We start from the raw sequence: 21,269 nt of genomic DNA on the forward strand, positions 1-21,269 counted from the left end.
GATTATTTTTTGATCGGTTTTCGTGGACCCTTTCGGGTGCGAGCATTGGTTTTAGTACGCTGACAGCGCACTGGGAGACCTCGGCGATGACGCAAACCACGATATGTACCAATATCAATTAGACGCTTAATGCTTAGGGTTACTTCACGGCGTAATTCGCCTTCGACAACGAATCTAGAAACTGCTTCACGCAATATGTCGATTTGTTGCTCGGAAAGATCGCTGATCTTTACATGTTCAGCAATACCCGCGTTTCTACAGATTTGTTGTGAGCGAGTTTTGCCGATACCGTAAATTGACCGTAAGGCAATAACGGTATGTTTATGATCAGGAATGTTAATGCCTGCTATACGGGCCACTATGCACTCCTAAGATTTTAAATGCTGACATTGTTCTGAAAAGCCCGTTTCAGGATACTTAAACAACGCTATTATGAAATATAACATATTTGATTACTAATTTATCTAGCTCTGTTCAACTTTGCAAGAAAAAAATGCTAAGAATATTAACCTTGCCGTTGCTTATGTTTAGGTTGATCTTTACAAATTACACGTACGACACCATTACGATGGATGATTTTGCAGTGTCGACATAATGTTTTAACTGAAGCATTAACTTTCATTTAACTTTCCCTACTTTCTTGATGTTCATTAGATCATCTGTTATAACCTTTTAAATTTGCTTTTTTTAATACTGATTCGTATTGACGCGACATCATTAAAGTTTGCATTTGAGATATGAAGTCCATGATCACTACAACCACGATTAACAACGAGGTGCCTCCAAAGTAAAAAGGAACTTTCATGGTGTCACGCATTAACTCCGGGATTAAGCAAATAAACGTAATATATAGTGCTCCTATTAGCGTCAAGCGATTCATTACTTTAGCAATATATTTGGCAGTTTGCTCTCCAGGGCGAATTCCTGATACAAATGCTCCCGATTTCTTTAAGTTGTCTGCTGTCTCGCGTGGGTTGAATACTAGCGTAGTGTAAAAGAAACAGAAAAATATTATTATAATTGTATATAGTAACGCATAAAGCGGCTGACCAGGTTGTAAATAAAGAGAAACCATAGTGAGCCATGTCCAACCTGTTCCGCCTCCAAACCAAGATGCGAGGGTGACTGGAAATAAAATGATGCTCGAAGCGAAAATAGCTGGGATAACTCCAGCCATGTTAACTTTCAGTGGTAAATGTGTGCTTTGTGTTGCGTAAATTCGGCGTCCTTGTTGACGTTTAGCGTAATTTACTACGATACGGCGCTGGCCACGTTCAACAAATATAACAAAAAAAATAACCGAAAACACTAAAATGGCAATGAAAAGTAATACTAGAAAATGAATTTCTCCCTGCCGAGATTGTTCAATTGTTTTAACAATGGCAGGAGGTAATCCTGCTACGATACCTGCAAATATAATCATAGATATCCCATTTCCAATACCTCGGTCAGTAATTTGTTCACCTAGCCACATAAGAAACATTGTTCCACACACCAGGCTTATTACAGCAGTAAAGTAAAATATCGCCCCAGGGTTTACGACTAGATTTTCCATTCCAGGCATGTTAGGTAAACCGGTAGCAATTCCGATTGATTGAAATATTGCTAATAAAAGTGTTCCATAGCGAGTATATTGATTGATTTTACGTCTTCCTGCTGCACCTTCTTTTTTAATTTCTCCCATTGAAGGAGAAATTACTGTTAATAGTTGAATAATAATTGATGCTGAAATATAAGGCATAATCCCTAGTGCAAAAATAGAAGCCCGACTAAGAGCGCCACCAGAAAACATATTAAACATTTCAATAATGGTTCCTCGCTGCTTGTCAAGTAACTTGGCAAGAACGGTAGCATCAATACCAGGAATGGGAATAAAAGAGCCGATGCGTAATACAACAAGCGCTCTGATTAGAAAAAAAAATCTACGTTTCAGTTCACTAAGTCCGCTTTTGGCGCTTTCAAAAGCTAATCCCTGTTGCTTAGCCATCTACTACTTTTTCCTCAATTTTTCCACCAGCAGCCTCGATTGCTTCACGTGAGCCTTGGGTGACACGAAGACCACGTACGACTATCGGACGATTAATTTTACCGGATAGTATGATTTTTGCAGAAACTGTCTGAATTTTAATGATCTTAGCAGCTTTTAATGTTTTTAAATCTATTATATCATTGTTTAAATTTGCTAAATTGGAAAGGCGAATTTCTTCATTCATCATTGATTTATGTGATATAAAACCAAACTTTGGTAAACGTCGGTATAGAGGCATTTGTCCACCTTCAAATCCACGATTTATTTTACCTCCAGATCGGGATTTTTGCCCCTTATGACCGCGGCCAGCGGTTTTTCCGAATCCAGAACCGATACCACGTCCTAAACGTTTGGATATATGTTTGGACCCCTTAGCTGGAGATAGAGTATTTAAATGCATGTTTTATTCCTCAACTGAAACCATGTAGGAAATTAAATTAACCATACCTCGAACAGCAGGTGTATCTTCACGCTGTACGGTTTGTGAAATTCGACGAAGACCTAAGCCAATTAAAGTTGCTTTGTGTTTGGGTATTCGACCAATAGAACTTCGTATCTGAGTGATTTTAATGGTTTTTTTCATTATGCGTTCATCCTAAAATTTCTTCAACACGCTTTCCGCGTTTAGCCGCGAGCATCTCAGGAGACTTCATGTTGCTTAGAGCATTAATAGTTGCACGAACAACATTGATTGGATTGGTAGAACCATAAGTTTTAGCAAGTACGTTGTAAATTCCTGCAACTTCTAATACAGCGCGCATGGCGCCACCGGCAATAATGCCGGTTCCTTCGGAAGCCGGTTGCATGAATACGCGAGAACCCGTGTGTACACCTTTAACGGAGTGTTGTAAAGTACCGCTATTTAGTGGGATATTTGTCATTTTACGTCGGGCTTTTTCCATAGCTTTTTGAATTGCTGCTGGCACTTCTCGTGCTTTTCCATATCCAAATCCAACACGACCTTTAGAATTACCGACAACTGTCAGCGCAGTAAAGCTAAAAATACGGCCACCTTTTACAGTTTTAGATACACGGTTTACTGCAATTAGTTTTTCCTGTAGTTCACCTGGTTGTTTTTCAATCTGCATTTTCTGTTCCTTTACGTTAGAATTGCAGTCCGGCTTCACGGGCCGCATTTGCTAATTCTTGGACTCGACCATGATATTTAAACCCGGAACGATCGAAAGATACATTTTTAATACCTTTTGCCAGTGACCGTGCTGCGATTTGTTTACCTATTTCGATAGCAGCATATTTATTACTAGTACTTCCTAATTGTTTGGCAATAGCCTTTTCTACTGTAGAAGCGGCTGCCAGAATATCACTATTGTGCGGTGAAATGATTTGCGCATAAATATGACGAGGAGTACGATGTACAACTAGACGAGTAGAATTTAATTCTTGGAGCTTTCGGCGGGTACGAGTTGCGCGCCGGATTCGAGCTGTATTTTTATTCATTATAGTACCTTACTTTTTCTTGCTTTCTTTGATACGAATTACTTCGTCGGCGTAACGAATTCCTTTACCTTTGTAGGGTTCAGGGCGACGATAAGCGCGCAGTTCTGCTGCAACTTGTCCAACAAGTTGCTTGTCTGAACCTTTTATGATGATTTCAGTTGGGTTTGGGCACTCTGCAGTAATACCAACAGGAAGTTGATAGTTGACTGGATGAGAAAACCCGAGAGATAAATTGATTACGTTATCTTTTACATTAGCTCTATATCCTACTCCTACTAAATTTAATTTTTTGCTAAATCCATCAGTTACACCAATTACCATGCCATTTAATAATGAACGGGTAGTACCTGCAAGCGCCCAACCATTAGCATGAGCTTTGTGAGGACAAAATGATAGTTGCTGATTAGTGAACTTAACATCAACATTGTTATGGATAATTCGAGTTAGCTTCCCGTTTTTACCTTTAATGGAAACAACTTGTCCATTAAGTATTACTTCTACTCCATCAGGGATGAAAATGGGTGCTTTGGCTATACGAGACATGCGTTCTCTTCCTATTTAGGCTACGTAGCAAATAATTTCGCCACCAAGACGAGCCTGACGAGCTGCACGATCGGTCATGATACCTCTAGACGTGGAAATCACAGCGATACCCATACCCGCCATTACCTTAGGGATCGCATCTTTTTTCTTATAGATGCGAAGACCTGGACGGCTAACACGTTGAATAGTTTCTACTACAGGCTTACCTTGGAAGTATTTTAGAATTAGTTCCAATTTCGGCTTGAGAGTGCCTTCAACTTTATAATCTTTAATGAAGCCTTCTTCTTTTAATAACTTAGCAATTTCTATTTTCAGCTTAGAAGAAGGTATAGAAAGTATATTTTTTTTTGCAATTTGACCGTTACGAATGCGGGTTAAAATGTCGGCAATTGGATCTTGCATGCTCATTTGTTATTAATCTCGTGATGTGATAAGTAAAAATTTACCAACTAGCTTTCCTCATCCCTGGGATTTCTCCCCTCATAGCGGCTTCACGGACCTTAATTCGGCTTAATCCAAACTTTCGTAGAAAAGCGTGTGGACGACCTGTTTGACGACAGCGATTCTGTTGACGAGACGGGCTTGAATCGCGAGGAAGCGTCTGTAATTTGAGTACTGCATTCCAACGATTTTCATCAGAAACATTAGTGTTGGAAATAATTTTTTTAAGTTCAGTGCGTTTGTTGAAAAATTTGTTAGCTAGTCTCACGCGTTTTTTTTCGCGTGCTTTCATGGATTGTTTAGCCATGAGGTATCTTACCTTACTTGCGAAATGGAAAGTTAAAAGCGGTTAATAGCGCATGGCCTTCATTGTCGGACTGTGCAGTTGTGGTAATAGTAATATCCATGCCACGTACACGATCGACTTTATCATAGTCGACTTCCGGAAAGATGATCTGTTCACGCACACCCATGCTGTAATTGCCACGTCCATCGAATGATTTAGTAGACAGTCCTCGGAAGTCGCGGATACGGGGTATTGCAACACAGATTAGTTTCTCTAAAAAGTCCCACATACGTTTTCTACGTAAGGTTACTTTACAACCAATCGGATAGCCTTGGCGAATTTTGAAGCTAGCAACAGATTTACGCGCTTTAATAATAAGTGCTTTCTGACCAGAAATCGCGCTTAAATTCGCTGCGGCGTTTTCTAGCAGCTTTTTGTCGTTAACTGCCTCACCCACACCCATATTTAAAGTGATTTTTGTAAATTGAGGGACTTGCATAACAGAATAATAGCCAAATTGTTTTATAAGTTGAGATATTACTATGTCTTTATAATAATCACGTAGCTTTGCCATCGTACTACTCCAGATTACTTGATTGTATGGGCGTTAGATTTAAAGACACGCACTTTTTTACTTCCTTCAATCTTAAATCCTACACGATCTGCTCTGTCAGTTATTGTATTAAAGATAGCAAGGTTTGAAAGATGAATTCCTGCTTCTTTTTCAAAGATGTTGCCCGGCTTGTTTGCAGCTGGTACTGCTTTCTGATGTTTTTTTACTACATTAATACCTTGAACAATCGCCTTACCTGTAGGTAAAACAATTTTTACTTTACCACGCTTACCTTTATCTTTGCCTGTTAGAACGATGACTTCGTCATTACGACGAATTTTCGCTGCCATGATTTGCTCCTTTATAGTACTTCAGGTGCTAGAGAAATAATTTTCATGAATTTTTCTGTACGAAGTTCACGAGTTACTGGCCCAAAAATACGTGTACCGATAGGTTGCTCGGTATTGTTTAACAAAACACAAGCATTACTATCAAAACGAATAACAGAACCGTCAGGTCGACGAATTCCTTTCTTAGTTCGGACTACTACAGCTTTTAGTACATCACCTTTTTTTACTTTTCCTCGAGGAATTGCTTCCTTGATAGTAATTTTGATAATATCGCCGAGACTAGCGTATCGGCGGTGAGAGCCGCCTAGAACTTTAATGCACATTACGCGACTTGCACCTGAATTGTCAGCCACTTTTAATATAGTTTGCTCTTGGATCATTTTGTGCTCCAACAATGTTAATTATGACTTACATATAAGTAATACGCATTATAAAACATTATAACACCGCTCCTGTTGATACGGGTAGAAAAAATAAATTCGTTATAATTTACAGTGTGTATTTGCTGTATGATCTGAATTTATTTTTTTTATGAAACCGCTTTCTCTACTATGTAAACTAGTGTCCAAGATTTTGTTTTAGATATTGGGCGACATTCTTTGATTTTAATAATGTCATTAATTTTAGCTTCATTTTTTTTATCATGTACGTGCAGCTTAGTTGTACGTTTTATAAATTTACCGTACATGGGATGTTTTACAAATCGTTCAATGGCTACCACAATAGATTTCTCCATTTTATCACTGATTACTCGACCCTGCAGTGTGCGCATTTTTTCGTTCATTAGATTTTTCCTTCTCAGTTAATAAGGTTTTTATGCGAGCAATATTATTGCGTGCTTGCCTTAATAGGTGAGTTTCGCGAAGATGATCTCTAGTTGTCTGCATACGTAGATTGAATTGTTCATGTAATAATTGAAGTAATTCGATGTTTAGCTCTTCTGCATTTTTTTTTCGTAGTTTATGTGATTTCATTACATCACCGTTTTAGTTATAAAGATTGTCTTTATTGGCAACTTTGCTGATGCTAACTTACAAGCTTCTCGGGCAAGTTCTTCAGGAATGCCTTCCATTTCGTATAAGATTTTACCGGGTTGAATTAACGCAACCCAGTATTCCACGTTACCTTTACCTTTACCCATACGTACTGCGAGGGGTTTTTCACTGATTGGTTTATCTGGAAAGATTCGGATCCAAATTTTTCCTTGACGTTTAATTGCACGTGTCATGGCGCGGCGCGCTGCTTCAATTTGACGAGCAGTTAAACGACCACGATCAACAGCTTTGAGACCAAAAGTACCGAAGCTAACATTTTCATTTGATGCAAGACCGCGGTTTCGTCCTTTATGCATTTTACGGAATTTTGTACGCTTTGGTTGTAACATAAGCGCCTCTCTTTACTTGCAGCCTTTACGTTGCTGCTTTTTTGGCTGAGCAGTAGGTTCTGGATATTCAACAGGCGCTATACCACCTAAGATCTCACCCTTAAAGATCCATACTTTTACACCTATAACACCATAAGTAGTGTGTGCTTCAGAAGTATTAAAGTCGATGTCGGCACGTAATGTATGCAACGGAACACGACCTTCTCGATACCATTCGGTACGTGCAATTTCAGCACCACCCAGACGTCCGCTTACTTCAACTTTAATTCCTTTAGCGTTAAGGCGCATGGCGTTTTGTACAGCACGCTTCATTGCGCGACGGAACATAACGCGACGTTCTAATTGTGAAGAGATGCTATCAGCAATCAATTTAGCGTCTAGTTCTGGCTTGCGGATTTCAACGATATTAATTTGTGCGGGTACGCCAGCGATATCTGCTACGAGCGTACGTAGTTTTTCAACATCTTCACCCTTTCTACCTATCACAATTCCCGGTCGAGCAGTGTGAATTGTTACACGAATACTCTTGGCTAGACGCTCTATTACTACGCGAGATAGAGAAGCTTTCGATAATTTTTTTATTAATAATTGACGAACTTTAAAGTCGCTGTCAAGGTTATCAGCAAATTCTTTGCTATTTGCATACCAGGTAGAATTCCAGGATTTTACAATACCAAGACGCATACCATTAGGATGTACTTTTTGACCCATTGCTAGTCTCCAGAATCTCAACAATCAGACACAACCACAGTAATGTGGCTGGTGCGCTTCAGGATACGGTCGGCACGACCTTTGGCACGCGGCATAATACGCTTCATGCTCGGTCCAGCGTCGACGAAAATTTTCGTGACCTTCAGATCATCGATATCTGAGCCATTATTATGTTCGGCGTTAGCGATGGCAGATTCTAGTACCTTCTTTATTAGGCCAGCAACTTTTTTATTATTATAGTTTAGAATATCAAGGGCTTGCGACACTTTCTTACCGCGAATCAGGTTAGCAACTAAGCGAACCTTTTGAGCAGAAGAACGAGCGTGGCGATGTTGAGCAATAGTTTCCATCTCTTTCTCCTAAACCTTAGCGCTTTTTAGCCTTTTTATCAGCTGCATGGCCACGATAAGTACGTGTCGGTGCGAATTCACCCAACTTGTGACCGACCATTTCATCGCTGACAAAAATGGGTATATAATGACGACCATTATTGACAGAGATGGTCAAACCGACCATATTTGGGAAGATCGTTGAACGACGGGATGAAGTACGAATAGGTTTTTTATCACCGTTTTCCACTGCTTTCTCTACCTTCTTTAGCAAGTGCAGGTCAATAAATGGACCTTTCTTGAGAGAACGTGGCATGGTTTATCCTCTAATATTATTTGCTACGGCGACGACGTAGAATAAACTTGTCAGTACGCTTATTGCTACGGGTTTTCTTACCTTTTGTCTGAATACCCCATGGGGTTACCGGATGTTTGCCAAAGTTACGACCTTCACCACCACCATGTGGATGATCTATCGGGTTCATGGCCGTACCGCGAACAGTTGGACGAATTCCACGCCAACGGTTAGCACCAGCTTTACCCAGCGCACGTAGTAGGTGTTCAGCATTTCCTACTTCACCTAAAGTAGCGCGGCATTCGGATCGAATTTTTCGCATTTCCCCGGAACGCAGACGCAAGGTAACATACGCGCCATCACGGGCTATTATTTGAACATAAGCTGCGGCGGAACGCGCCAATTGACCACCTTTTCCGGGTTTCATTTCAACGTTATGGATAGTTGAACCAATTGGTATGTTGCTCATTGGTAAAGCATTACCAGGTTTTATTGCGACATCTATTCCGGATTGGATTTCATCACCAGATTTTAATCCTTTTGGTGCTAGAATATAACGACGTTCACCATCTTTATATAACACCCGAGCGATGTTAGCAGATCGGTTGGGATCATATTCCAGATGTTCTACGATTGCTGGAATATTATCCTTGTTGCGTTTAAAATCAACTAGACGATATCGTTGTTTATGTCCACCCCCTATATGGCGAACGGTGATACGTCCATTGTTGTTACGTCCTCCCGATTTACTAAGAGTTTCTAATAATGGGGCGTAAGGTTTCCCTTTATATAACTCAGAATTAACCACCTTAATAAGATGGCGGCGACCTGGGGATGTCGGCTTGCATTTTATAACGGCCATTTTATCTTCCTCCGACTTAGTCGGTTTTGCCGATCAAGTCTAGTGTTTGGCCTTTTTTTAGCGTAATATACGCTTTTTTCCAATCACTCCGACGACCTGTACGCTGTCGATTACGTTTTAGTTTACCTTTCACAATCAGAGTACGTACATTGTTTACTTCTACAGAAAACAACCTATTTATAGCAGTTTTAATTTCTAATTTTTTAGCATCTTTAGCTACCTTGAATACGATAGTATTATGTTTTTCTGTTTCGGTAGAGGCTTTTTCAGAGACATGGGGTATGTGCAGTACTTTTAGAATCCGTTCTTCATAAATCATGCGAGCATCTCCTCCACTTGCTTAATAGCATCGGCTGTCATAAGCACTTTATCAAAGGCGATTAGACACATTGGATTGATATCATTAGCCTCGCGTACATCTACTTTATAGAGGTTACGCGCTGCTAAGAAAAGGTTTTCATCTATATTTTTAGTAATGATTAACACCTCTTCTAATGCCATGTTTTTTAATTTTGTTACTAAAAGTTTAGTCTTTGGTGCTGTAATAGTAAAATGCTTAACAGCAATTAATCGATCTTGACGTACTAATTCAGATAAAATGCTTTTTACTGCTCCCCGATACATTTTTTTATTTACTTTCTGAGTATGGTCTTGTGATTTAGCGGCAAAGGTAACTCCGCCAGAGCGCCATATTGGACTTTTTACGCTTCCAGATCGGGCGCGACCGGTACCTTTTTGACGCCAAGGTTTTTTTCCAGAACCAGTGACTTCTGATCGGTTTTTTTGAGCACGCGTCCCCTGTCGCGAACCTGCTGCATAAGCAACAACAACTTGATGGATAAGTGCTTCGTTGAAGTCACGTCTAAAGGTGGTTTCGGAAACACTTAGGGCGCTTTGAGCGTCTTTTAAGGCTAATTCCATTCGTATCTCCTTGACGTTACGCCTTTACAGCTGGTTTAACGATTAGGTTACCACCGATTGCTCCTGGGACAGCACCTTTTATTAGCAGTAAGTTGCGTTTTAGATCAATACGTATTACTTTTAGGCTTTGAATGGTTACACGCTCGTTACCTAACTGACCTGCCATTTTTTTTCCTCTAAAAACTTTTCCTGGGGTTTGATTTTGCCCAGTAGAACCTGGAACGCGATGAGATAATGAATTTCCGTGAGTAGCATCTTGAGTTCGAAAGTTCCATCGTTTTACAGTTCCGGAAAATCCCTTACCTTTCGATATACCAGTTACATCAACTTTTTTTACGTTTCTAAATAGTTCTACGGTAATTTTATCTCCAACTGTTAGTGTTTCGTCTTCTTCGAGACGAAACTCCCACAAACCTCGCCCAGGTTTAACTTCAGTTTTTGCAAAATGACCTGCTTCTGATTTTTTTATCCGGTTAAGTTTTTTAGTTCCAACGGTAACTTGAATAGCTCGGTATCCATCATTTTTCAAGTTTTTTATTTGAGTGATGCGATTTGTGTTTATTTCAATAACAGTAATAGGGATAGAAATTCCATCTTCAGTGAAGATGCGAGTCATGCCTAATTTACATCCGATTAAACCTTTCATTATTATTGCAACCTCTCAATCGTATTATGAACTGATTAACCCAGACTGATTTGCACGTCTACCCCAGCAGCTAAATCTAAACGCATCAGCGCATCTACGGTTTTTTCGGTTGGCTCAACAATATCAACTAGACGTTTATGAGTACGAATTTCATATTGATCACGAGCATCTTTATTAGCATGCGGAGAAGTTAGTATTGTAAAGCGCTCTTTGTGAGTAGGCAATGGGATAGGACCACGTACTTGAGCACCAGTACGTTTAGCAGTTTCGACTATTTCTGTGGTTGATTGATCAATTAGACGATGATCAAATGCTTTCAAACGGATACGGATTCTTTGATTTTGCATGAGCCAGAGCTCCAATTATTGATAAACGTAAAAAACCAACCGCCACCCCCTCTAGCATAGTTAATCAGAGAAGTGTCATTGTTCAGGGGGCATCCCCAAGTGGGGGATCTTGTAAGCTGGCTTAACTACTGTTCTGTTCTTGAGCAGATCTATGCTATATAAAAAATTTGACTCTATAATTTAGATCAGCTTTTGTTGGATGAATATGAATATACCAAAACAAAAGCTATTATACGCAGATTTATATTAGGAATCAAGGTTGGTAAAAGTAATTTTAGTTTAGATAGAGAAAGTTTATTGTAAGAGTATGTATTTTGAAAAAAATTTCAATACTAAAAATAATCTAAAGTATACAACTATGTTAAAGTGTTATTCAAATAGTTTAGATCAATATCATTAAAGTGTTTTTTTAAAGTTTTTAATTTCTTAATCTAAATACAATTTTTTAATTATTTAATTATAATTTACATTATGCTTATAAAGCATTTTCTAAAGTTTAATAAAGACTAATAATCTACATAATTCCTAGTGAAGTGGTGTTTTTTTTTGCGTAAAATTGTAGTAGATATTTTAAAAGTTTTTTACGTTCCATCTTGGAATTAAAGTACTATGAAAGTGATGGTTAGATATAAAAAAATAATTTAAATTAATAATTTAATACATCAGTTAGCCTCATAACGCTTTTACTTTTATGATTAAAACGTTATTACAATATCTTAAATTTTAATTTGTACATTTATTAGAGTTGATCGAGGTGCTCCCATGAATAATGTGATTCATTTTATTTGTTTAAAACTATGTTATAGTCTTGATTGTGGTGTTTCAGAAATGGGTTAAGAATTTAAAATAAAGAAACTATTAATTAAGTGATGAAATTCTTCATTTTTCGAAAAATACAAACTCTCTACTTTTTAGAGAGTTTTAGAATATTTTTAATGGTATAATATTCTTATTATATAGATTTCTAGCATCTAACAAATCTTTATTCTATAAGCATTTGTTGATTAGTGGGAGAGTAATAAGTTTTTTTTCTTATCTCGATGGCTAGACGCCTATCAAGAACCATGCTAATTTTATATTGATAAACTTTACTTTATTTTATTTTTCAATCAGGTTTTTGATTTAAATTCAACTTCGATTTTAATAATTGTTTTTTTAAAAATGTTAAATGGGATCTATGAGTTTTGAGCTCATAAAAATTTATTTATATTTAGCTATAAAGGTTTTAAAAAGATCTTAAATATTTTTTCTTTTTTTTATGCGCTAGAATTTGTTTTTTTTAATCATCATTCTATAGAAATAGATAGAATGTAAATTAAATCTCATAGAATTAGGCCGGCTTTAGATTACCATACTATCCACAAAATCAGTTCAAGATATACCTCAAGTTAAGAACCCACCATTATGAACCTTACCGAATTAAAAAATATGCCAGTTTCAGAGCTAGTGACCCTTGGTGAAAATATGGGACAGGAAAACCTAGCCCGCATACGTAAACAAGATATTATCTTTGCTATCCTTAAACAGCATGCTAAGAGTGGCGAAGATATTTTCGGCAATGGTGTACTAGAAATCTTACAAGACGGATTTGGTTTTCTCCGGTCTAGTGACAGCTCTTACCTTGCTGGTCCTGATGATATCTATGTTTCCCCTAGCCAGATTCGCCGTTTTAATTTACGTACAGGTGATACTATTTCTGGTAAGATTCGTCCTCCAAAAGAAGGCGAGCGTTACTTTGCTTTATTAAAAGTTAATGAAGTCAATTATGATAAACCAGAAAATGCCCGCAATAAGATTTTATTTGAAAACCTAACACCGCTACATGCTAATTCGCGTTTGCGCATGGGGCGTGGTAACGGATCTACTGAAGATCTTACTGCAAGAGTGTTGGATTTAGCTTCACCAATTGGTCGCGGACAGCGTGGGTTGATTGTAGCGCCTCCAAAAGCTGGAAAGACTATGCTTTTGCAAAACATCGCTCAAAGTATTGCCTATAATCATCCAGATTGTTTATTAATAGTTCTGTTAATTGATGAGCGTCCAGAAGAAGTAACTGAAATGCAACGCTTGGTAAAGGGGGAGGTAATCACCTCTACTTTTGATGAGCCTGCATCTCGTCATATTCAAGTTGCAGAAATGGTAATTGAAAAAGCGAAGCGTTTAGTTGAGCATAAGAAAGATGTTATTATTCTTTTGGATTCAATTACACGTTTGGCGCGCGCCTATAATACAGTAGTACCTGCTTCTGGTAAGGTATTAACCGGTGGTGTGGATGCTAACGCTTTACATCGTCCTAAGCGTTTTTTTGGAGCAGCACGAAACATGGAAGAGGGTGGTAGTTTGACGATTATTGCCACAGCGCTTATTGACACGGGTTCTAAGATGGACGAAGTTATTTACGAAGAATTTAAAGGAACAGGTAATATGGAGCTTCATTTATCCCGTAAAATAGCTGAAAAACGTGTTTTCCCAGCGATTGATTACAACAGATCAGGAACCCGAAAAGAAGAATTGCTTACTACGCAAGAAGAGCTGCAAAAAATGTGGATATTGCGTAAAATTATCCACCCTATGGGTGATATTGATGCAATGGAATTTTTAATGAATAAATTAGCAATGTCTAAAACTAATGATGAATTCTTCGAAATGATGAAGCGTTCATAAATCATAAAGTTTGAAAATATACTCATAAACCTAGTACTTTCTTAATTTTAATATAGTTGTGTTTTTATATATATTCTAAACATATTGGGTAAGTTTTTCTTTATTGCATAAAGATACGACCTTATCTAAATAAGTAGGCTTTCATTTAATGAAATTTGCATATTAACTTAGCATTACTGCGCATTTATGAGGAATAACTAGTATATTTTTAGCTAGCAAATTATTATATAATCAACTAGTTTTATGAATTATATTAATATAAATATATTATTTTTTTTAAATAATGTTTTGTATTTAGGATATAGCTCTTTTTTAGTTCTTAGCTACATGTTGGTAATAGAAAACTTTTTTAATTTATAAAAATTTTCTGAGAAGTTTATTTGTAAAAATAAATAAAATTTAATTCAAGATCTAGTATTTTTTTTTGTGATTTTTCTTATAGAAAAATCATTACCTATTTATTCTGGAGGCTGTGATATTTTAGGTTCACGTAATCATCATTTTAAATGATATTATTACAAACTACTATTTAATGTAATTAAGTTATAGTTAATAGGTAAATCATACGTGTTAGTTCAAAAGAATAGTATGAATTTTAATATGCTTTGAAATAAAGAACGCAATGTCTGACGGTAGATTAATCTACCATCATTAAAAATTATGGTATAGATGAGTCCTGGTTTTTTTTAAAACAAAAGCATTCTATCACTATGATATAATTATTTTTCCTACAAGTATTAGACATTGAGTATGAGAAAATAAATAGTTCCATTGCTATAATAAATAAGTAAATAGTACATTAATACGGCATATTGCTCTTTAAATCAAGAAAACATCTTGCTATCACGGTTATAGATTAATGTCAGCAAACTAGCGAAGCATATGATAATTATAGTAATCCATTTTTAGATAAAATCATTCATCACAAATATTTTATTTACTACGTAAGAATATTCTCTACATATATAAATTGGGTATTATAGAGGGGTGTATTTTATAAAAATCACTTTTACTTTGATAAGTAATATAAAATTAAACCTAAATAAGGTTATACATTAATTTTATAAATAGATCTGTTAGTGATAAATAATGCGCTTTAGTCATTTGTAGATAAATTTTAGATAATTGTGAAGAAGGTTAATACAAAAAATTTAGTTATATAGGTTGTTCCATAGAGAGAACAACTTCTGTTATAATACTATATGTGTAGGACAAAACATTAGATATCTTGATATTAAGGATTAAAATAATTTTTATTATTATAATATGTGGAGTTGATAGGGAGAGTTCTCAGATTGATTGTAGTGTATTTTTTTTTGAAATCATGAAACCCTTAGTTACACTGATCATAAATTGAGATTATAGAAATGGATAAGTATTAGCGATAGTTTAGATTCAAAATTCACAAGATATATTTTTATTTTTTTTTAATTTTTATTTTAATAGAGAAATCGCTAAAAATATGTTATTTCTTGTTCGAGTGTTAGAATAACTTGGTTAGCGCATAGAGATTTAAGATCAGCTGTTTATTTTTTTTAATTCTCTACACTATGTTTAAATAAATATTTAGAGAGCTTTCTTTATCTTTTTTTGATTAAATACAGTGAAGTTACAAACGAAAAAGTTATCTATTACCATTATAATAAGTTCTATGTTGGAAGAGTTTAATTAACTAGGAATTGTTATTCCTATTTCAGTGTTTGGTTACAACACTATATCATTACTTTTTTCTTAAAAGTATTTTTATTAAGTGCTATTTTGTTTTCTTAAATTTAATATTTATATTTGTAGACCGTTGATTCATTTTGTATTCCGAGGTTATCAGTCATTCTGTTTCGAGTTGTTTTTTTGGTTAGTATTAGGAATATATCTATAACTGCCTTAAACAGAGACTAGTGTAATAACTAAATTGTTAAATAATGGATCATGATTTGATGGATTTGTAAAAAAAGTAATGACAATTATAGCAAATTATTTAGAGGTAAAATCAAATATAGTAATAATACTGTAGTTAACTATTCTTGCATTAGATGAAAAAAGATTTTAAGGATTATTGAATAACGTATTTTGATCATTATTGAATAAAGCACGTCTAATATAATTAAAAAGATATATTTATTAGTTATAGTGTTGTACAAATTACTTTAGAGTTTCTGTGTATGCATTAAAACCAGAAAATAGATTAGATATAAACAGAGTTTTTATGAAAGCGTGCATTTCATATATCCATATTATTTAAATTGGGGAATGTCGTTTTAATTTAAAAAGTCATTAAGTTGTTTTAATAAAAAATTGAATATAAGACCTTTATCAAGTTTATAAAAAAATTAGAAAATTGTTAGTATGATTTATTAGATCAATTACTAGAATTGTTCTAGTTGATTAAATTTATAGAAAATTATTTGATTTTAGCAATAGAATCAGGATGTTTTATAGGTTGATAGCAAGTTATATCACATGAAAAATATTGTAATCTAAGATTAAATCTATAAAGTTAAGATATACAGTTTCAACTAGATAAAACTAAAATTGCGATAAGTTGTTAATTATAAACTCAATATTGATTAAATAAAATTGAATGTGAACTTCTCATTCAAGAAAAGCGTTTTTCAACCGCTTTGTGATTGTTAAGAAATTCTAACTGAGATGATTGTTGTACATATCGTTTAAAAAGATGGATTCATCATTAAGAATTATATTCTTATATGTTTAAGAAATTATAATTTGAGATCATGACAACTGTGTGTTTTTATTTAAACTACGATGATCAGTTAGTTTCCGCCTAATCTGAAATATATCTTAAAAGCGGATATAAGGGCACATTTGTTGTTGTATAAGAGATTAGATACATGTATCTTATTTTAAACGTTTTATTACGACTCTTATCTTTTTTTAAAGATTAATTCACTAAGAATGAAAAGATTTGGTACTGTTTGTTTATGGTTTTTTTTAAAAGTTATAAACAATCTTGTTTAAACATTATTTATGATGAGTTAGTTGTATCTAGTTAATGTAGATAGATTGCTTAATATTACAATAATTATTAGAGTTTTTTATTGTAACTCAGTATTAAGAAAGGTCATTATTAATATTTTATACTTTTTAAACAAATCTTTATTTTTTTCGACTTATAAAAATATTTTTGTCATGTTTTTAATGTTCAGCGTGATTGTGGCTGATATGGTCTGCATTAGATCAGACTAAAGGTGATAGCCTTTACTTTTTAATATTTTTAAGCAGTAAAAATGTTTTTATCACTATATCAGTTATAAAAAAATTAATTTTATTGTTAGGGATATATCCTCTAGTTAAGAGTTTTTTATAGACCTAATATTATTCAGATAGACTTGATATGCTTCATGTCATCGTTGAGCGACAGAAAAAATGATTGTTGGTATAAGTCAAAAAAAAGAGAATGTTAATTCTATTATCTAAATTTATAAGAAAAGTTGATCTGTAAAATTCTTGATGATTTTTCTTTCAAACACATACATTTATCGATTGATAGAAAATGTTTTAATTGTTCTAGATCAATAAAAAGTATGTATTTATCTGCTAATGGTCTTTTTTTTATTTTAAATTACCGCGTGTTAAAATTGTATGTCGTTTTTATCTACATTTGAGAGTATGGGGGTTCACCCCCACCCTCCACAATGATTTCAGTTGGTTTCTTTAGTAATGAAAAGTTTTAATTTTTTTGTCTTTTTGTAGCTTCCTTTTATCTGAACAGTAGTATCCATATCGTGTATTTTGCCTATTGCTTATATTGAGGCGCTCATGATTCCATTTAATAAACCACCACTAATTGGAACCGAATTAAGTTTTATGCAAGTTGCGATGGATAGCAACAAGTTGTCTGGTGATGGCAAATTTAGCCAGCGATGTCAGCAATGGTTCCAAAAACGTTTTGGAAGCACTTTAGTTTTGTTAACTCCTTCCTGTACTGCTTCATTAGAAATGGCAAGCCTTCTCCTGAACATTCATCCTGGAGATGAAATAATTATGCCGAGTTATACCTTTGTTTCTACAGCTAATGCGTTTGTTTTACGCGGTGCCACTATTGTATTTGTTGATATTCGCCCAGACACTTTAAATATTAACGAAATGCTTATAGAATCTGCCATTACCTTAAAAACGCGGGCTATTGTTGTAGTTCACTATGCTGGTGTAGCGTGTGAAATGGATACCATTATGGCTCTTGCAGTTCGGTATCATTTATGGGTAGTTGAAGATAGTGCTCAGGGCGTAATGTCGACTTATAAAGGTCGTGCTTTAGGTAGTATTGGTCATATCGGATGTTTTAGTTTTCATGAAACGAAAAATTATACTGCTGGAGGAGAAGGTGGTGCCACTCTTATTAATGATAACGCGTTTACTGAACGTGCAGAGATTCTTCGGCAAAAAGGTACCGACCGAACTCAGTTTATTCGTGGTCAAGTAGATAAATATACTTGGCATGATATCGGTTCGAGTTACTTGATGTCTGATCTGCAGGCTGCTTATTTATGGGGACAACTCCAAGAAGCAGAAACTATTAACTTACGTCGCCAGTTTTTATGGAAACGCTACGCTTGTTCTTTAAAAGGTTTAAGTGAATTAACGCTACCATTTGTACCACAAGCTTGTCAACATAATGCACATATGTTTTATTTAAAATTAAAGGACATTAAGAATAGAGATGCTTTTATTCGTTATATGAAAAGAGAAGAGATATTGACTGTTTTTCATTATACTCCTTTACATGAAAGTCCAGCAGGCCGTCGTTTTTCCCGTTTTCATGGTAGTGATTATTATACGATGCGTGAAAGTCGACGTTTGGTTCGTCTACCGTTATTTTATAATCTTAGCGATGACGATCAGTTTAGGATCATTGATAGAATACATAGTTACTACTCTTAGTATCGTTATGAAAAAAAATGATTCTAGATATTGTGACACATGGTAATTTACGACCCTTTTATTTGTAAGGCATCTTAAAATAAAAGTATTAGTAACATCCTTCTTATGTTATAAGAAGCTATATTAAATATTTAGGATCAGCTTAGGTTGATATATTTTCCATTGCATAATGGAAATGGTAGCAAGGATTAATTTATGATGCTTGTAATTTCAAAACAAGCTATAGTCACAATTAGCATTTAAGATTAATTTAGTATTTAAGATACATTATCTAGCGTATCTTTAGTTGGTATGTTTTTCTTGAATAATGAGAGAGTTATAAATAAAATTTAATTTTATTTTTTTTATAAAATCTTATTAGAAAGTATTTAAGCGTCGTGTAGACTTGTCAAGTAATTTGTTATAAATAATGATAATTTTTCGTTTGTTAATTAAGTTGTAGATGTGATAAAATACTTCTTTATATTAAAGAAACCGAAAGATTATGCACAGTTGATATCTATGAAAAATAGCTTGTTACTTTTTACGATATATTTACATTCTATTTGACAGAATAGAATTATAATAGATGAAGAATCGAAGGTTTATTTATATTGTATACAGTGTTTTTCTCCATGAAGACCTAGAGCTACTTTTATAAGAAGAACATTTTTTTTGATTTAAGAGCTCGTTTTTGATCGAGATTTAGACAAAATTGCTTTAAAAATTAAAAAGTGCTAGTGTTTTTATAAATTTATAAAAAACTAATTTTTAAGTTGTCTTAATTAATCCTAATATTTCTAGTATGGTACATTAATGTTCAATTTAGTAAAAATTTTAAAAATATCGGTTAATGGTGCTTACGCATGTAATGTGCGGAGTTATCATCATAAGATGATCGTAAAAGATAATATTGCTATTTTTTAAAAAAAAATCAATAAAATTGTTTTATTAATTCAGGGTTATAATAAAAATCTTAATCGCTAAATTTATTACTAGTGATACACTAACGAAATATAAAAATATTTTTATAGTTAATTATCAACTAAAGAATTTCATTTAAAAAAAAGAGACATTCGATACAAATGTTTATAACAATTAATAGTGATTCTATCAAAGCGCTCAAAGAGCGTTAATGATAAATTCATTTAATAAAAACATTTTTTAATCAGAAAAACATAATATCATTGTGTTGATAGCAGTATTTTTACTTAAAAAATCAAGGATCATTAGTTATTTATATAAATTTTTGTTAAAGAAAAAATAGTATTATTTTAAGGTTATTGTTATAACAATTAAAAAAAAGAAGATTTTTTAGTTAGACATCAGTATTCCAGTGGATAAAGGAAAACTATATTTAGTGTGTTTTTTAACATTATTATATAACAAATAATCTGAATACTAATAATGAATCAATATAAAAATGCAAATATTTTAAAATCAACTCTGTATATAGTACCAACCCCTATTGGTAATTTTGGAGATATTACTTATCGAGCGCTCTCTGTCTTGAAGGGGGTAGATTTTATTGCTTCTGAAGATACCCGTCATACAGGTTTACTATTGCATCATTTCTCTATTAGTGCACGCCTTATTTCGTTTCACACTCATAATGAAAAGAAAAAATCAAATTTTTTGTTATCAAGGTTAACAACAGGGCAAAGTGTGGCTTTAGTAAGTGATGCTGGTACGCCCCTTATAAATGATCCAGGATATCATTTAGTGCATCTCTGCTGTAAGGCTGAGATTCGCATTGTGCCTTTACCGGGTGCTTGTGCAGCTATTACCGCTTTATCAGGAGCTGGGTTAGCCTGCAGTCGTTTTTGCTACGAAGGTTTTTTGCCAGCAAATCGCAGAGCTCGTCTTGATGCTCTTCAGCTGTTAGTTCATGAGACACGCACACTTATTTTCTATGAATCACCTTATCGGTTAGTAGAGAGCTTAGAAGACATGAAAACTGTGTGGGGCCCTTTGCGTCATGTGGTACTTGCGCGCGAATTAACAAAAGTATGGGAGAGATTCTATCGAGCATCGCTTTGTGATTTGTTAGATTGGGCACAAGAAGACAAAAATCTTAGTCGCGGTGAAATTGTACTTGTGGTTTCAGGTTATGAAACATGTAACAAGATTCCGTTAGAGAAAGCTTTACGTACCTTAAGAATATTGCAGGATAAATTATCGCTAAAACAAGCAGCAACATTAGCTGGAGAAATCCATGGCATTAAAAAAAATGTTCTATATAATTATGGGATACATCAAAAAAAACAAAGTTCTTTTATAAATAAAGATTAATAGTTTTGTTGTTTTCTGGATAATTTTGGATTAAATTTAGGTATTATTTTAGTTTTTTTTAGTGTTTTTGTTGTGTTGAGTATTTCATTATTACTATATCTTAAACTATGTTGTTTATTAGATTGTCTTCGACAAGGAATTTTAAGGAAAAGTAAATATGTATCAAATATGTTAACATAGAGTTTATAAAAATATTTTTAATAAAGTGATTTTAATAAATAATATTAATTATTGCTGGTGTTTTAATTTCTTTATGTTAAACAAAAATAATTTTACTGAC

27 protein-coding genes are annotated in these 21,269 nt (G+C 34.4%); 3 read left to right on the plus strand and 24 right to left on the minus strand.

Annotation, left to right across the window (positions count from 1 at the left end; genetic code table 11):
* Nucleotides 1–2: 2 nt before the first annotated feature.
* The 24 genes from rpsM to rpsJ form a co-directional block, all read right to left on the minus strand.
* Complete coding sequence (rpsM, locus tag A35E_RS01345) at nt 3–359, minus strand: 30S ribosomal protein S13 (protein ID WP_044105108.1); 357 nt, start codon at nt 357–359, stop codon at nt 3–5.
* A 146-nt stretch (nt 360–505) separates the two neighbouring features.
* Nucleotides 506–622: a 50S ribosomal protein L36 gene (rpmJ, locus tag A35E_RS01350; RefSeq protein ID WP_014888884.1), complete on the minus strand. Its 117-nt coding sequence runs from the start codon at nt 620–622 to the stop codon at nt 506–508.
* Nucleotides 623–655: 33 nt separating this feature from the next.
* Entirely contained in the window at nt 656–1,987 is a 1,332-nt protein-coding gene (secY, locus tag A35E_RS01355; RefSeq protein WP_014888885.1) for a preprotein translocase subunit SecY, read from the minus strand.
* Nucleotides 1,980–2,429, minus strand: coding sequence for a 50S ribosomal protein L15 (rplO, locus tag A35E_RS01360; protein ID WP_014888886.1), 450 nt, complete (start codon nt 2,427–2,429; stop codon nt 1,980–1,982). The genes secY and rplO overlap by 8 nt, the downstream gene beginning before the upstream one ends.
* Before the next feature lie 3 nt (nt 2,430–2,432).
* Nucleotides 2,433–2,612: a 50S ribosomal protein L30 gene (rpmD, locus tag A35E_RS01365; RefSeq protein ID WP_014888887.1), complete on the minus strand. Its 180-nt coding sequence runs from the start codon at nt 2,610–2,612 to the stop codon at nt 2,433–2,435.
* Nucleotides 2,613–2,619: 7 nt separating this feature from the next.
* A complete protein-coding gene (gene rpsE / locus A35E_RS01370) occupies nt 2,620–3,117 on the minus strand; it encodes a 30S ribosomal protein S5 (RefSeq protein ID WP_014888888.1) in 498 nt (165 codons plus the stop codon).
* 16 nt (nt 3,118–3,133) lie between these two features.
* The gene (gene rplR, locus A35E_RS01375; RefSeq protein ID WP_014888889.1) at nt 3,134–3,487 is read right to left on the minus strand and encodes a 50S ribosomal protein L18; all 354 of its coding nucleotides are present in this window, start codon (nt 3,485–3,487) and stop codon (nt 3,134–3,136) included.
* Nucleotides 3,488–3,496: 9 nt separating this feature from the next.
* Entirely contained in the window at nt 3,497–4,030 is a 534-nt protein-coding gene (rplF, locus tag A35E_RS01380) for a 50S ribosomal protein L6 (protein WP_014888890.1), read from the minus strand.
* Between the two features lie 15 nt (nt 4,031–4,045).
* The gene (gene rpsH / locus A35E_RS01385; protein WP_014888891.1) at nt 4,046–4,438 is read right to left on the minus strand and encodes a 30S ribosomal protein S8; all 393 of its coding nucleotides are present in this window, start codon (nt 4,436–4,438) and stop codon (nt 4,046–4,048) included.
* A gap of 34 nt (nt 4,439–4,472) precedes the next feature.
* Nucleotides 4,473–4,778 (minus strand): 30S ribosomal protein S14, encoded by a 306-nt coding sequence (gene rpsN, locus A35E_RS01390; RefSeq protein ID WP_014888892.1) that lies wholly within the window; start codon nt 4,776–4,778, stop codon nt 4,473–4,475.
* 13 nt (nt 4,779–4,791) lie between these two features.
* A complete protein-coding gene (rplE, locus tag A35E_RS01395; RefSeq protein WP_014888893.1) occupies nt 4,792–5,331 on the minus strand; it encodes a 50S ribosomal protein L5 in 540 nt (179 codons plus the stop codon).
* Between the two features lie 14 nt (nt 5,332–5,345).
* Nucleotides 5,346–5,660: a 50S ribosomal protein L24 gene (rplX, locus tag A35E_RS01400; protein ID WP_014888894.1), complete on the minus strand. Its 315-nt coding sequence runs from the start codon at nt 5,658–5,660 to the stop codon at nt 5,346–5,348.
* A gap of 11 nt (nt 5,661–5,671) precedes the next feature.
* A complete protein-coding gene (gene rplN, locus A35E_RS01405; protein ID WP_014888895.1) occupies nt 5,672–6,040 on the minus strand; it encodes a 50S ribosomal protein L14 in 369 nt (122 codons plus the stop codon).
* A 149-nt stretch (nt 6,041–6,189) separates the two neighbouring features.
* Entirely contained in the window at nt 6,190–6,444 is a 255-nt protein-coding gene (rpsQ, locus tag A35E_RS01410) for a 30S ribosomal protein S17 (RefSeq protein ID WP_014888896.1), read from the minus strand.
* Nucleotides 6,401–6,634, minus strand: a complete 234-nt coding sequence (rpmC, locus tag A35E_RS01415) for a 50S ribosomal protein L29 (protein ID WP_014888897.1) — start codon at nt 6,632–6,634, stop codon at nt 6,401–6,403. The genes rpsQ and rpmC overlap by 44 nt, the downstream gene beginning before the upstream one ends.
* A complete protein-coding gene (gene rplP, locus A35E_RS01420; protein ID WP_014888898.1) occupies nt 6,634–7,044 on the minus strand; it encodes a 50S ribosomal protein L16 in 411 nt (136 codons plus the stop codon). The genes rpmC and rplP overlap by 1 nt, the downstream gene beginning before the upstream one ends.
* A 12-nt stretch (nt 7,045–7,056) precedes the next feature.
* Complete coding sequence (gene rpsC / locus A35E_RS01425; RefSeq protein ID WP_014888899.1) at nt 7,057–7,755, minus strand: 30S ribosomal protein S3; 699 nt, start codon at nt 7,753–7,755, stop codon at nt 7,057–7,059.
* Between the two features lie 17 nt (nt 7,756–7,772).
* Entirely contained in the window at nt 7,773–8,105 is a 333-nt protein-coding gene (gene rplV, locus A35E_RS01430; protein ID WP_014888900.1) for a 50S ribosomal protein L22, read from the minus strand.
* Between the two features lie 16 nt (nt 8,106–8,121).
* Nucleotides 8,122–8,400: a 30S ribosomal protein S19 gene (rpsS, locus tag A35E_RS01435; protein WP_014888901.1), complete on the minus strand. Its 279-nt coding sequence runs from the start codon at nt 8,398–8,400 to the stop codon at nt 8,122–8,124.
* Nucleotides 8,401–8,416: 16 nt separating this feature from the next.
* Nucleotides 8,417–9,241: a 50S ribosomal protein L2 gene (rplB, locus tag A35E_RS01440; protein ID WP_014888902.1), complete on the minus strand. Its 825-nt coding sequence runs from the start codon at nt 9,239–9,241 to the stop codon at nt 8,417–8,419.
* A gap of 16 nt (nt 9,242–9,257) precedes the next feature.
* Nucleotides 9,258–9,560, minus strand: a complete 303-nt coding sequence (rplW, locus tag A35E_RS01445) for a 50S ribosomal protein L23 (protein ID WP_014888903.1) — start codon at nt 9,558–9,560, stop codon at nt 9,258–9,260.
* Nucleotides 9,557–10,162: a 50S ribosomal protein L4 gene (gene rplD, locus A35E_RS01450; protein WP_014888904.1), complete on the minus strand. Its 606-nt coding sequence runs from the start codon at nt 10,160–10,162 to the stop codon at nt 9,557–9,559. The genes rplW and rplD overlap by 4 nt, the downstream gene beginning before the upstream one ends.
* Nucleotides 10,163–10,178: 16 nt before the next feature.
* Complete coding sequence (gene rplC / locus A35E_RS01455; RefSeq protein ID WP_014888905.1) at nt 10,179–10,808, minus strand: 50S ribosomal protein L3; 630 nt, start codon at nt 10,806–10,808, stop codon at nt 10,179–10,181.
* Between the two features lie 35 nt (nt 10,809–10,843).
* Nucleotides 10,844–11,155, minus strand: a complete 312-nt coding sequence (gene rpsJ, locus A35E_RS01460) for a 30S ribosomal protein S10 (RefSeq protein ID WP_014888906.1) — start codon at nt 11,153–11,155, stop codon at nt 10,844–10,846.
* Between the two features lie 1,404 nt (nt 11,156–12,559).
* On the opposite strand from rpsJ, the gene rho reads away from it, so the two are divergent.
* The 3 genes from rho (at nt 12,560) to rsmI (ending at nt 20,989) form a co-directional block, all read left to right on the plus strand.
* A complete protein-coding gene (gene rho, locus A35E_RS01465; protein WP_014888907.1) occupies nt 12,560–13,819 on the plus strand; it encodes a transcription termination factor Rho in 1,260 nt (419 codons plus the stop codon).
* A 3,777-nt stretch (nt 13,820–17,596) separates the two neighbouring features.
* Nucleotides 17,597–18,718, plus strand: a complete 1,122-nt coding sequence (gene rffA / locus A35E_RS01470) for a dTDP-4-amino-4,6-dideoxygalactose transaminase (protein WP_014888908.1) — start codon at nt 17,597–17,599, stop codon at nt 18,716–18,718.
* A 1,386-nt stretch (nt 18,719–20,104) separates the two neighbouring features.
* Complete coding sequence (rsmI, locus tag A35E_RS01475) at nt 20,105–20,989, plus strand: 16S rRNA (cytidine(1402)-2'-O)-methyltransferase (protein WP_014888909.1); 885 nt, start codon at nt 20,105–20,107, stop codon at nt 20,987–20,989.
* The last annotated feature ends 280 nt before the right edge of the window (nt 20,990–21,269 follow it).

The organism is secondary endosymbiont of Heteropsylla cubana (genome assembly GCF_000287355.1).
In the GTDB taxonomy this organism is placed as follows: Bacteria; Pseudomonadota; Gammaproteobacteria; order Enterobacterales; family Enterobacteriaceae.

Excerpts from the sequence above, each read along its gene's own strand:
- rpmJ (WP_014888884.1), bottom strand. The coding sequence starts at position 622 with ATGAAAGTTAATGCTTCAGTTAAAACATTATGTCGACACTGCAAAATC.
- secY (WP_014888885.1), bottom strand. The coding sequence starts at position 1,987 with ATGGCTAAGCAACAGGGATTAGCTTTTGAAAGCGCCAAAAGCGGACTT.
- rplO (WP_014888886.1), bottom strand. The coding sequence starts at position 2,429 with ATGCATTTAAATACTCTATCTCCAGCTAAGGGGTCCAAACATATATCC.
- rpmD (WP_014888887.1), bottom strand. The coding sequence starts at position 2,612 with ATGAAAAAAACCATTAAAATCACTCAGATACGAAGTTCTATTGGTCGA.
- rpsE (WP_014888888.1), bottom strand. The coding sequence starts at position 3,117 with ATGCAGATTGAAAAACAACCAGGTGAACTACAGGAAAAACTAATTGCA.
- rplR (WP_014888889.1), bottom strand. The coding sequence starts at position 3,487 with ATGAATAAAAATACAGCTCGAATCCGGCGCGCAACTCGTACCCGCCGA.
- rplF (WP_014888890.1), bottom strand. The coding sequence starts at position 4,030 with ATGTCTCGTATAGCCAAAGCACCCATTTTCATCCCTGATGGAGTAGAA.
- rpsH (WP_014888891.1), bottom strand. The coding sequence starts at position 4,438 with ATGAGCATGCAAGATCCAATTGCCGACATTTTAACCCGCATTCGTAAC.
- rpsN (WP_014888892.1), bottom strand. The coding sequence starts at position 4,778 with ATGGCTAAACAATCCATGAAAGCACGCGAAAAAAAACGCGTGAGACTA.
- rplE (WP_014888893.1), bottom strand. The coding sequence starts at position 5,331 with ATGGCAAAGCTACGTGATTATTATAAAGACATAGTAATATCTCAACTT.
- rplX (WP_014888894.1), bottom strand. The coding sequence starts at position 5,660 with ATGGCAGCGAAAATTCGTCGTAATGACGAAGTCATCGTTCTAACAGGC.
- rplN (WP_014888895.1), bottom strand. The coding sequence starts at position 6,040 with ATGATCCAAGAGCAAACTATATTAAAAGTGGCTGACAATTCAGGTGCA.
- rpsQ (WP_014888896.1), bottom strand. The coding sequence starts at position 6,444 with ATGAACGAAAAAATGCGCACACTGCAGGGTCGAGTAATCAGTGATAAA.
- rpmC (WP_014888897.1), bottom strand. The coding sequence starts at position 6,634 with ATGAAATCACATAAACTACGAAAAAAAAATGCAGAAGAGCTAAACATC.
- rplP (WP_014888898.1), bottom strand. The coding sequence starts at position 7,044 with ATGTTACAACCAAAGCGTACAAAATTCCGTAAAATGCATAAAGGACGA.
- rpsC (WP_014888899.1), bottom strand. The coding sequence starts at position 7,755 with ATGGGTCAAAAAGTACATCCTAATGGTATGCGTCTTGGTATTGTAAAA.
- rplV (WP_014888900.1), bottom strand. The coding sequence starts at position 8,105 with ATGGAAACTATTGCTCAACATCGCCACGCTCGTTCTTCTGCTCAAAAG.
- rpsS (WP_014888901.1), bottom strand. The coding sequence starts at position 8,400 with ATGCCACGTTCTCTCAAGAAAGGTCCATTTATTGACCTGCACTTGCTA.
- rplB (WP_014888902.1), bottom strand. The coding sequence starts at position 9,241 with ATGGCCGTTATAAAATGCAAGCCGACATCCCCAGGTCGCCGCCATCTT.
- rplW (WP_014888903.1), bottom strand. The coding sequence starts at position 9,560 with ATGATTTATGAAGAACGGATTCTAAAAGTACTGCACATACCCCATGTC.
- rplD (WP_014888904.1), bottom strand. The coding sequence starts at position 10,162 with ATGGAATTAGCCTTAAAAGACGCTCAAAGCGCCCTAAGTGTTTCCGAA.
- rplC (WP_014888905.1), bottom strand. The coding sequence starts at position 10,808 with ATGAAAGGTTTAATCGGATGTAAATTAGGCATGACTCGCATCTTCACT.
- rpsJ (WP_014888906.1), bottom strand. The coding sequence starts at position 11,155 with ATGCAAAATCAAAGAATCCGTATCCGTTTGAAAGCATTTGATCATCGT.
- rho (WP_014888907.1), top strand. The coding sequence starts at position 12,560 with ATGAACCTTACCGAATTAAAAAATATGCCAGTTTCAGAGCTAGTGACC.
- rffA (WP_014888908.1), top strand. The coding sequence starts at position 17,597 with ATGATTCCATTTAATAAACCACCACTAATTGGAACCGAATTAAGTTTT.
- rsmI (WP_014888909.1), top strand. The coding sequence starts at position 20,105 with ATGAATCAATATAAAAATGCAAATATTTTAAAATCAACTCTGTATATA.